8 protein-coding genes and 4 pseudogenes are annotated in these 10,493 nt (G+C 45.1%); 7 read left to right on the top strand and 5 right to left on the bottom strand.

What is annotated here, in order from left to right:
- The 3 genes and pseudogenes from DWZ60_RS08350 to DWZ60_RS08340 form a co-directional block, all read right to left on the bottom strand.
- Positions 1 to 556: hypothetical protein (locus DWZ60_RS08350; protein ID WP_119221497.1), on the bottom strand; the 556-nt coding region annotated here is incomplete at its 3' end.
- A gap of 89 nt (positions 557 to 645) precedes the next feature.
- A complete protein-coding gene (locus tag DWZ60_RS08345) occupies positions 646 to 867 on the bottom strand; it encodes a hypothetical protein (RefSeq protein WP_002323342.1) in 222 nt (73 codons plus the stop codon).
- Between the two features lie 2 nt (positions 868 to 869).
- A pseudogene (locus tag DWZ60_RS08340) lies at positions 870 to 1,933 on the bottom strand (SrtB-anchored collagen-binding adhesin); the annotation flags it as partial.
- Between the two features lie 815 nt (positions 1,934 to 2,748).
- Between DWZ60_RS08340 and DWZ60_RS21180 the strand changes: the two are divergent.
- Both DWZ60_RS21180 and DWZ60_RS21175 read left to right on the top strand, forming a co-directional pair.
- Complete coding sequence (locus tag DWZ60_RS21180; RefSeq protein ID WP_330422189.1) at positions 2,749 to 3,555, top strand: DUF3846 domain-containing protein; 807 nt, start codon at positions 2,749 to 2,751, stop codon at positions 3,553 to 3,555.
- A 5-nt stretch (positions 3,556 to 3,560) separates the two neighbouring features.
- Complete coding sequence (locus tag DWZ60_RS21175; protein ID WP_119221500.1) at positions 3,561 to 3,926, top strand: DUF4316 domain-containing protein; 366 nt, start codon at positions 3,561 to 3,563, stop codon at positions 3,924 to 3,926.
- A 598-nt stretch (positions 3,927 to 4,524) separates the two neighbouring features.
- Here DWZ60_RS21175 and DWZ60_RS08310 read toward each other — a convergent pair.
- Positions 4,525 to 5,150 (bottom strand): annotated as a pseudogene (locus DWZ60_RS08310) (class I SAM-dependent methyltransferase); the annotation flags it as partial.
- 28 nt (positions 5,151 to 5,178) lie between these two features.
- On the bottom strand, positions 5,179 to 5,604 hold the full coding sequence (locus DWZ60_RS08305; protein ID WP_119221495.1) for a GNAT family N-acetyltransferase: 426 nt from the start codon (positions 5,602 to 5,604) through the stop codon (positions 5,179 to 5,181).
- A gap of 753 nt (positions 5,605 to 6,357) precedes the next feature.
- Between DWZ60_RS08305 and DWZ60_RS08295 the strand changes: the two genes are divergently transcribed.
- The 5 genes and pseudogenes from DWZ60_RS08295 (at position 6,358) to DWZ60_RS08275 (ending at position 10,475) form a co-directional block, all read left to right on the top strand.
- Positions 6,358 to 6,555: a helix-turn-helix domain-containing protein gene (locus DWZ60_RS08295; RefSeq protein ID WP_114000934.1), complete on the top strand. Its 198-nt coding sequence runs from the start codon at positions 6,358 to 6,360 to the stop codon at positions 6,553 to 6,555.
- Between the two features lie 72 nt (positions 6,556 to 6,627).
- Complete coding sequence (locus DWZ60_RS20735) at positions 6,628 to 7,149, top strand: DUF5720 family protein (protein ID WP_119221494.1); 522 nt, start codon at positions 6,628 to 6,630, stop codon at positions 7,147 to 7,149.
- 170 nt (positions 7,150 to 7,319) lie between these two features.
- Positions 7,320 to 8,230 (top strand): annotated as a pseudogene (locus DWZ60_RS08285) (DUF6017 domain-containing protein).
- A complete protein-coding gene (locus tag DWZ60_RS08280; RefSeq protein WP_117863038.1) occupies positions 8,231 to 8,722 on the top strand; it encodes a PcfB family protein in 492 nt (163 codons plus the stop codon).
- A pseudogene (locus DWZ60_RS08275) lies at positions 8,719 to 10,475 on the top strand (VirD4-like conjugal transfer protein, CD1115 family). The gene DWZ60_RS08280 and the pseudogene DWZ60_RS08275 overlap by 4 nt, the downstream one beginning before the upstream one ends.
- Positions 10,476 to 10,493 lie beyond the last annotated feature (18 nt).

Raw genomic sequence — 10,493 nt, 5'->3', positions numbered from 1 at the left:
TATAGTTTACTTTTTTGAAAAATATTATGGTAAACACAACAGCTCCTATAATATCCATTAACAACTGAAATAGGAATGTTTGATGTTCCAAAAAATAAATAAAAACTGCTATTGTTTCAGCAAATAATGCTCCTACTGGTAAAGAATATAATACTGAACTAAAAATATGTTCCCTATTCCAATAGTACAGAATAAATGCTGCTATTGCACAAGCGATTGACCAAACAGTAAACAATATGAATAGCCCAAAGCGGAATCCGCCGGAAAACATAGGTATAAACATTCCTAATATTGCTTGTAAAGCATAAAAACTTAATGTCATTCCAAACATATACAAGAACGAACTAATTCCTGCACAAATATTTGAGGTGCTTAACATAACGATGATAGTATTGGTAATAATCCAAAAACCAAACAATGTTTGAGGTGATGAAAAACTCCATAGTGTATCTGCGGGAAAATAATCTAACAGTCTACATATACACCCTACTAATATACCAATTACAAATATCGCTGTATAAGACTTATATGTATTTCTTAGTTTTATATTTGACACAATAGTTTTCCTCCTAAGTTCAAATTCATATTTGTCGTTTTCTTCATATCCATATTATATCACTCACATATTAGCACTACAATAAAATTTTATGCACCGATAATCTTGTTGAACAGCTCTAACAGTACATCTTTCACACCGCCGGCATTGAATACCAAGCCGACAGCAATCAAGGCAACTACCAAGAAGCCAATGAGCTTTGAAAACTCACGCTTGAACCCTAAGTAGATACCGATAACCACAATCGCCATAAGCACTAAGCTCTGTGCGTTTGATAAAAACCATTGATATAAATTTTGTCCGAAATTCATTTAATTGTCTTTGTAACCCATGTACGAGTAGCTTCGGCAGGGAGATTGTCTTTATTATAGAAGCCAGCATAATACTTCCATGTAAATTCCGCGCCTGCTAGAGAAGCGTTCCCTTGCGGATTGTTTTTCTGTGTTTCCATGTCAATCTTGAAAAGCTCAATCAAAGTGTCCGTTACTTTTGGCGTATCAGATACTTTCAAAGTCGCTGTCTTTCCAGCTTCAACCTTTAAGGAATATACAGTTTTATCTACCTTATATCCTGCTGGTGCGGATAATTCCTTGATATAGATTGTGCCTGCTTTTACCTCTACAACATCTGTATTTCCGTTTTTATCAGTCGTAAGGGTGGCAAGCTGTTTTGTGCAGTCCTTATCAGCAAAGACACCGTATGTTGCACCAGCAATAGAGTAATTTTCGTTACCGTCTGTAATGCCGGTATTACTGGAAGTCTTTTGAAGTGTAGCATTTCCGACATTCAACTTCGCCCAGAATTGCCCTAATTCCTGTCCCTCGCCAGAGTAGATATAACCTCCACATTCATAGCGTCCTTTATTTTCTTTGACAAAGGCTCTTGCACCAGAGAAAACTTCGTCCTGCGTTGCCTTTGGAATTTCATCATAAGAAGCTCGCACGTTATCACATTGCCAGCCGAGATGTACGCTCAATCTCTGCCAGACTACACATTGTTCCAATAGATAAACTTGTTTGTAGTTCAGTTCCTTGTGGGCTTCGCCATACTGTTTGACATATTCTAAGGATAACGCCACATCTGAAATCTGGTCGGCACTCATGCGTGAGCTTGCGTCAGCTCTGGTCTTGTAGCCATTCTTAAAATCTGTATTGATGTCGATACAATAGGCAGTTTCGCCTCAACTTTCATCATGCCCTCATTGAATGTAGAACCAATAGAACCGTCATTCATTACTTTTTCAATGATACCGACACGCTCTGCACTTTCCGTCCAGTATTGCTTACTTTCTGCATGAACGGGTGTAGTCGGTAAAGCAGTAACGACAGTTGCAAGAGCTAAGAAGCCCGTACACAATCGTTTTAATATCTTTTTCATAAATCTAATGCTCCTTTCATTTTGGGTAATAAAATAGCCGTCCAATAAGAACGGCTGAAAATAGAAAAGGAACGTCATTTTAGGCGTTCCATAGTCTATGAAATATTCAATTTTTTCTTGTTTCAATACTGATGTGCTGTACCATATCTTTGCATATCTAGGAAAACTTGCGTATCAAGGCTCATTCGTTGGTAGTAAATAAGTAGTAAATTGATGAGTTTGTTTCCTTGAAAATGCTGATAGATACTGTATTTTAGCGGATAATCAGATTTTTATTGTGTTTTTATTTCAATAACTTTAATATCATGCTGTTATCCTCCTAAATAGATTGAAATATGTCAATGAGTTTTTTCTTGAACAATAGTATAGCACAATTCTTTTATTTTGTTCCAACTTCATACATGATCATAACATGTAAACTTTAAACTATTTTCCCAGATTATTTCTCCATCAGTTTTTCAAACCAGGTATCCATCCCCAAATAAGGGGTGACAACAGAGCGAAACCCAAATGTTAGCTGGACTTCCTGAAACCCATGTTTGCAAACAGGTGATTTTGATTAGCCGTCAGCTAACAAAAATCGGATTGCGTTAGCTGGTAATTGATCATTTTGAATGGAAAATCATGTCACGAACGTGATTAGAAAACAAAAAAAGCGTTCGTTGTCAGCTAATCCAGCTAACATTTTCGAACGCTTTGAAGCCCGTCGCCAAGAGGATTTGAACCTCCGACCCCTCGCTTAGGAGTATAGCTTACCATGTGATACACGGTTCGGATGTAACTTCCAATATCATCCCTTACGCAGAATGACTTATGTGTGGGATACCAGAGAAGCCTTCCATGAGTATTATGACGGCGAGCGCAGCAGTATCCCGGAGGAATACCGGGTGATGACTTTCCAGGATGATCTTCCCGAAGAAGAAAAAACCGAGTGGGCTATGGATATTGCCTTTGACATGGACGAGTTTTTCCGGCAGCGTGATCCGCAGTATGCGGCGGAACACCCGGAGGTACAGGCTGCCAAGGAGGAAATCTACGAAAACCTGATGGCAGGGCGCATTTCCGCTCTGGATGAAAAGCTGGCGGCGCTGGGGCAGACGCAGGAGGACTATCTTCCTTCGGAAATTGAAAAGTTCAAGGATGCCACGGGCTATGAGGAATTCCTTGATTTTGATCCGGCGGAGGTCAAGGACGCTTTGAACGACCCGGAGAAGTCCCATGCGGATGAAATGCTGTCCGCTGCGGAGAAGGTTGCCTCGGAAAAGATGACTGTGCTTGTAGTGGAGCCTATGAAGGAACCCTATGTGAAGGAAATCGACCCCGATCTTCATTCCCTGCAGGCGGAAGTCGGCGGAGACATTGGCGCAACTAATCCCTATTCTGACCCGGTGGCGCTGGTTTGCAATGATGAAGGAAAGCTCATCGGGCTTGACCTGAACCGTGGGCTACGGGATGAAAATGGAGAAATTTATGATATCGTAGCAGGAACTTTCCTGGTGGTTGGACTTGGTGAGGAAGATTTTTCCTCCCTGTCCCGGCAGAGAAACAAGACCTCGCTTTTCTGCCAGACCGTTTTGAAACTGGCGAACGTGTGCAGACACCGAGGGGCAGCTTTCAGGTGACAACCATGAACCGAGAGCAGATGGAGACAGCCGGTTACGGCGTCCACCATGTTTCCGATGATGGAAAGTATCTTATCATGGGAAACGGCACACGGGCCTTTGCCGTGGCAGTGGAGCAGCCGGAGAAGGACAATCCTCTCCGCACCGCTGAAATGACGCTGGAGGATGACTATGGCATGATCGATGGCGTTATCAACAACGGCAGACGCGGCGAAGAATCGGAAAAAGCCCAGGAGTACGCAGATCGGACGACGCCGGAGAAGCCTTCCATCCGTGAGCGGTTAGAAGATGCCAAACGGGAGTGTGCTGAGCACAAGCCCTCGGAGGGCAAGAAGCCCGGCCGTGATGTGCCGGAGCATGACTGCCTATGAGCCGAAGCAAGAAGTGGCGGCTGGAATGGGCGTTCTTCCTGGGCGAGAACGGCAGGCGGCAGTATAATCATATCTGCAAAAGATGTGTTCACGGCTGCAAGCAGAGTTTCCGGGTGTGTCTGGTTGCTTGTCCGCATTACAGTTCCAAGCGGGCTGAGAACTGTGAGAATAAGGGTGGAAAAGCCACAGAATAATCCCCTGTATTCGCAGTTTCAAAGAGAACCTATATGACTTGCAGATGCTATCCTAGATAGAAGATATTCTCTTTTTGGCATGCCGATTTGTTTGATTTTATGGGATTTGATATTTACACTATGACAATTAGAAGTTCCATTTCATAGACAAATGGTAAATCAGACGCCGGGCGCGGCGGCCATATGCCCGCTTGCGTCCGGCGTCTTTTCAAGTTCTCTGATACCAACTTTATTGCTAATCTTTACAGATCAAACAAAGTCATTTGGCATTCCTTGCAGGATTTTACTTTTCGTTCTTTTATAACATCGTCTGACCCAACCTCTCCAAAAAGTAAAGGCGATGTTGGATTGTGTATTTGAGTGTTACGCATTACTGTATTATGACTATAATTTGCATAGCAATATAAGCATCCATTTCTGCATGTGGTCAGTGTTCTATGAAATTTTGTAACCTTTTCTCCCAAAAACACAGCTGTTCGTTTGCCCTCATAATAATAATTATCCACCGGAAAATGCAGTATTTCTCCTTTTTCGTTATAATACCAGTCTTGTGTTCCATAGGCAGTAAAAACAGGATGTTCAACCGTAAAAACTAGCTTACCACCAGACTTCAGTATTCTATATATCTTTTTTACTAAAATCTCATAATCTGCTACATAGTGAAACGCAAGTGAACTTAATATTACATCAAAACTCTCCTCTGGGAATTCCACATCTTCTATAGCACAGCATTTATATTCAACCTGTGGAAAATGTGTTTTTTCTTTGGCTACCTCGAGCATTTTATGAGAAATATCAACACCTACAACAGAAGACGCTCCGTGTTCCATCGCATAAATACAGTGCCATCCATAGCCGCATCCTAAATCAAGCACACGCTTAGCTTTAAAATCCGGCAGCAGCTTTCTCAATGTCTCCCATTCTCCTGCACCGGCTAGTCCCTGCTGTGAGCGACTCATTTGACTGTATTTTTGAAAAATATATCATCATCATATTTGTTTTCTTTTCCATATTCTACGTAATTCAACATCTTTCACCTCGCTGTAAACTTCCGATTTCTATTTTTGTTTCCATAGCATAGTGTACTCTTTTTCACCAGTATCTTCATCCAAATCTTCACATTGAATAATGAACCCTTCTCTTTGGTAAAAAGAAATTGCTCTGGCATTCTTCTGGTATACATTTAATCGTAAGCTAACTTTTTTATCCTTAATATAATCCAATAAAAGTTTACCTATGCCACATGACTGCATTTCATCAGAGACAAAAATACCTTCGATATATTCATCATTTAGTCCTACAAATCCTTGTATCATTTTATCCACTTCAAACACATAGACTTCGGATTGTGACATCATTTCTTTCACTAATTCATAATTACTTTTCCAGTATTGATTGGAAATAAAATAATGTGCTTTCAGATTTGTCTTTAACCATATGTCAGCGACTCTATCGATATCTCTGTTCAGCAACTTTCTAATCATAACAAATATTCTCCACAACAACATCCTTTATGCTTTTCTCTTTTATCTATTCTATCACAAGCTTACCATTAATCATCGATTTTTTGATATTTTTTCTTTTACCCCCACTGTAAAACAGCCTCTGAGCGTTTCGTTATATAGAGGGATACAAATAAGAGCAAGATCCACCCATGTTTAACGGTATTGCCATTTTGCCTCCCGTCAACCTATGGGTTTTATCTTGATGGGGATCTCCCCATACCCTCTCAATAACAGACGTTTCGCTTGTTTGGTTCAGTCATCTTGACTCCTTTCCTCCAGGATTCAGGAAATAAAAAATGCCTGCCTGGAACTTTTATAGATAGTAAAGTTCCAAACAGACATTGCTGTTTGACCATTAGCTGTAGCTAATAGAATTGAAGAACGTGATTAGAAAATAACAAAAGCGTTCGTTGTCAGCTAATCCAGCTAACATTTTCGAACGCTTTGAAGCCCGTCGCCAAGAGGATTTGAACCTCCGACCCCTCGCTTAGGAGTATGGCTTACCATGTGATACACGGTTCGGATGTAACTTCCAATATCATCCCTTACGCAGAATGACTTGTAGTAAACGAACTTTATGGTGCAAAACACCTATTCTGACGCAGTTTTATGTGTCCGTTGGGTGGTCCTATTAGCAAATTCTTAGCAAGAGGACACCCAGCTAAAGCTGATTGCTACTGCCATTCTTCACTCCCTTAGTCAAAATGACAAGGCAAATACATGGAGGTTACTATGGACAAGAAAGAGAAAAAGTCACTGCCGGAACCGCGCACATACACCGTGGAACAGATTGCAGCCATGCTCAACATCGGCCGCACAACCGCATATCAGCTCGTCAAGCAGGAGGAGTTCAGGATCGTCCGCATAGGAAATGCAATCCGCGTTTCAAAGAAATCTTTTGACGAGTGGCTGGAAAGTTTAGAACTGTGAATATCGCAAGAAACGCCGTAGGCTCAAAAAACCTATGGCGTTTTTTTATACCCATTTTGAAGGAGGCTGGCAATGAAACTGACAGAAGCAGAAATGAGGATGGTGTTTCAGATTGAAAGTACCAATCAGAACGCCGCCCTGAATGAGATTTATATGACATGGCGCTATGCGCCGAACTCGGCAGTGAAAGAAACGGCAGAAAGCCTTCTGGACAAGCTCCGCCCACTGTCGGATCAGGAGTGCATGGATTTGATCCGCAAGGTGCAGACCGAATACCGTCTGCCGGAGAAAGCCCGCACCATCGGGGAAATGCTGGCAGAGGCCAGACAGCAATCCGGGGCGCAGAAGTTATCCGGCCATGACATTATGGCTTTGGAGCGTTTCGACCCGGCAACCAGACACATGATCGTCTTTGATGTTCTTACCCATGACTCGCCTGTTGGCTGGAAGGGTGAGAAAATGCGCCTGTTCCTGACCGACACCGGATACAGCAAGGCTTTGGAAAATCAGGAAAAGGGGCATATCAAAATCCGCAACCATGCGAAGGTACTTTCCGGCAATCTCCACTATGACCATAAAGACCGTGAGAGGTAGCCGCCCCCAAAATGTATCAAAATCAGCGGAAAATCTTCTGTTTCTTCCTCCGTGGCTTGCGTTCTGAACAGGGCGTGGATGTTTTCCCATGCGGGAGGCTATGGAGGCGTACAGACGGATAAACCGCTTAAAATCAACACTTTTTATTTTCACAGGAAGGAGGTGCGAAGATGGCTGTTTTTCGTATTGAAAAGACCCGTGATTATACGGTCATGTCGAACCATCACTTGAAAGATCGAACGCTGACCCTGAAATCCAAAGGGCTGCTGTCCATGATGTTGTCGCTCCCTGACGAGTGGAATTACACCACCAGAGGTCTTGCGGCGATCTGCCGGGAAGGTGTGGACAGCATCGGTGCGGCATTGAAGGAGCTGGAAAACCACGGGTATATCCGGCGCACCCAGCTCGGGATGAAAAAGGCAAGATCACGGATACCGAGTATGTCATTTACGAAATGCCTCAGTGCGAGCCGCCGTCAAGCCCAGGTACGCCTTTACCGGGTACGGCAAAGCCATATACGGAAAACCCGGATATGGGTATCCCGGATACGGCGGAACCGTGTACGGAAAACCCCGCACAATTAAATACTAAAAAATCAAGTAAAGAAACATCAAAGACTGATTTATCAAGTACAGAACTATCAAATCCTATCCAATCAAATCCCCCTACCCCCGCAGGGGCACGGATGGGAACGGATCGGATGGGAGCCAGAGAATGTTATCGTGAAGTGATTTTGGATAACATCGAGTACAGCTATCTGGTGCAGGACAGCCATATCGACCGTGAGCAGCTTGACGAAATCGTTGACCTAATCGTGGATACCGTATGTTCTGCCCGCAAAGTCATCCGCATTGCCGGAGACGATTATCCGGCGGAGGTGGTAAAGTCCCGGTTTATGAAGCTGGACAGCTCCCATGTTCAGTATGTTATGGACTGCATGAAGGACAACACCACCTATGTCCGCAATATCAAGAAATACCTTCTGGCGGCGCTGTATAACGCCCCGACCACCATCAACAGCTACTATTCTTCTCTGGTGCAGCACGATATGTACGGGGACGGGCAAAGGGGGCGAGGCTAAATGCAGGAGGAAGTAACGCGGGGCGCTGTAACACTCATTGTTGACGGAGCCAAGCTAAGCGAGCAGGTCTTTGAAAAGGCCGTCAAAAAGTTTTTGGAGGAAATCCAGAAAAGCCAGAAGCCCAAAATCTACCGCGGCAGGCAGAGCCTTAAACAGCTTGCCAGCCAGAACGCCGGTCTTGCCAATATCGAGATCAGCGACAAGAATATCAAGGCTTTCTCCCGTGTGGCGAAGAAATACCATGTGGATTTTGCCTTGAAGAAGGACACCACTGCAGAGCAGCCTCGTTACCTGGTCTTTTTCAAAAGCCGGGACGCGGATGCCATCACAGCGGCATTTCAGGAGTTTGCCAGCCGGAAAATGAGCCGTGAGGAAAAGCCCTCCATCCGGGAACGGCTGACCCAGGCGAAGGAACAGGCGGCGGAGAAAGTGGAACACCGCACCATTGACCGGGAGAAAGTAAAGGTCAAAGATCGGAGCGTGCAGAGATGAACATGAAAAAACTGTTTTTGCTGAATCTCCCGTATCTTCTGTTCGTGTATCCCTTCGATAAGCTGGCACAGGCTTTCCGGCTTGCGCCCGGTGCTGACCTTTCCGGCAAGCTGCTCTCCATTGGGGACGGCTTCACGGCAGCGCTTTCCTCCCCGTGGCTCAGTTTCCAGCCAACGGACCTTCTGATCGGCATAGCCGGTGCGGTGGTCCTTCGCATGGCGGTCTACCTGAAAGGCAAGAACGCTAAGAAGTACCGTCACGGGATCGAGTATGGTTCTGCTCGCTGGGGTATGGCGGCAGATATCGCTCCCTACATGGACAAGGACTTTTTCCAGAACATCCCTATGACGCAGACGGAGCGGATCACAATGGCGAGCCGTCCAAAGCAGGCGAAGTATGCCAGAAACAAAAACATTCTGGTGATCGGTGGTTCCGGCAGCGGCAAGACGCGGTTCTTCTGTAAACCATCTCTGCTGCAAGCCCATTCGTCCTATGTCTGCACCGATCCGAAAGGGACCTTGCTGCCGGAGATCGGCACTTTCCTGGAACGGAAGAAATACCGTATCAAGTGCCTCAACCTGATAAACTTCCGAAAATCCATGAAATACAATCCACTGGCCTACATTCGGTCAGAGAAGGATATCTTAAAGCTGGTGAACGCCCTGATTATGAACACGAAGGGAGAAGGCGAAAAATCTTCGGAAGATTTCTGGGTCAAGGCAGAGCGCCTGTATTATTCTGCGTTGATCGGCTACATCTGGTACGAGGCCACGGAGGAAGAAAAGAACTTCATCACACTTCTGGACCTTATCAATGCCAGTGAAGCCAGAGAAGATGACGAGACTTATCAAAGCCCGGTGGACCTGCTCTTTTCTCAACTGGAGGAACGGGAGCCGGACCACTTTGCCGTCAAGCAGTACCGCAAATTCAAGATGGCGGCGGGCAAGACCTTAAAATCCATCCTCATTTCCTGCGGCGCCCGGCTTGCTCCCTTCGATATCAAGGAGCTGCGGAACCTGATGGAATATGACGAACTGGAACTGGATACCCTGGGCGACCAAAAGACGGCGCTGTTTGTGATCCTGTCAGATACGGACAGCACTTTCAATTTCGTGGCCGCCCTCATGTATAGTCAGCTTTTCAATCTGCTCTGCGACAAGGCGGATGACTTCTACGGTGGGCGGTTGCCCGTCCATGTCCGTCTGATTCTGGACGAGTTTGCCAACATCGGCCAGATACCGAACTTCGATAAGCTGATTGCCACCATCCGAAGCCGTGAGATATCGGCTTCTATTATTTTGCAGTCGCAAAGCCAGTTAAAGACCATCTACAAGGATGCGGCGGATACCATCGTCGGTAACTGTGACAGCACCTTGTTTTTGGGAGGCAAGGAGAAATCCACCCTCAAGGAAATTTCGGAGTTGCTGGGGAAAGAGACCATTGATCTCTATAACCAGTCCGAAACCGGGGCAGCCAGGTTTCCCACGGCCTCAGTTATCAGAAATTAGGAAAGGAGTTGATGACCCAGGACGAATTGGCAGTGATGGACGGCGGCAAGTGTATCTTCATGCTGCGAGGCGTGCGTCCGTTCCTTTCGGACAAGTACGACCTCACCCGACACCCGAATTACAGATACACGGCCGACGCCGACCCTAAAAATGTCTTTGACATGGAACGGTACATGAAGAAGCAGCGTGCCGTGGTAAAACCCACGGACACCTTCGATGTGTACGAGATTGACGCAACAACTTAACCCAAAATCAAAAACATT

The sequence above is a fragment of the Blautia sp. AF34-10 genome (genome assembly GCF_003477865.1).
Taxonomy (GTDB): Bacteria; Bacillota; Clostridia; order Lachnospirales; family Lachnospiraceae; genus Fusicatenibacter; species Fusicatenibacter saccharivorans.
Note: the sequence above shows the minus strand (reverse complement) of the source record. Positions and strands in the feature narration are given on the sequence as shown.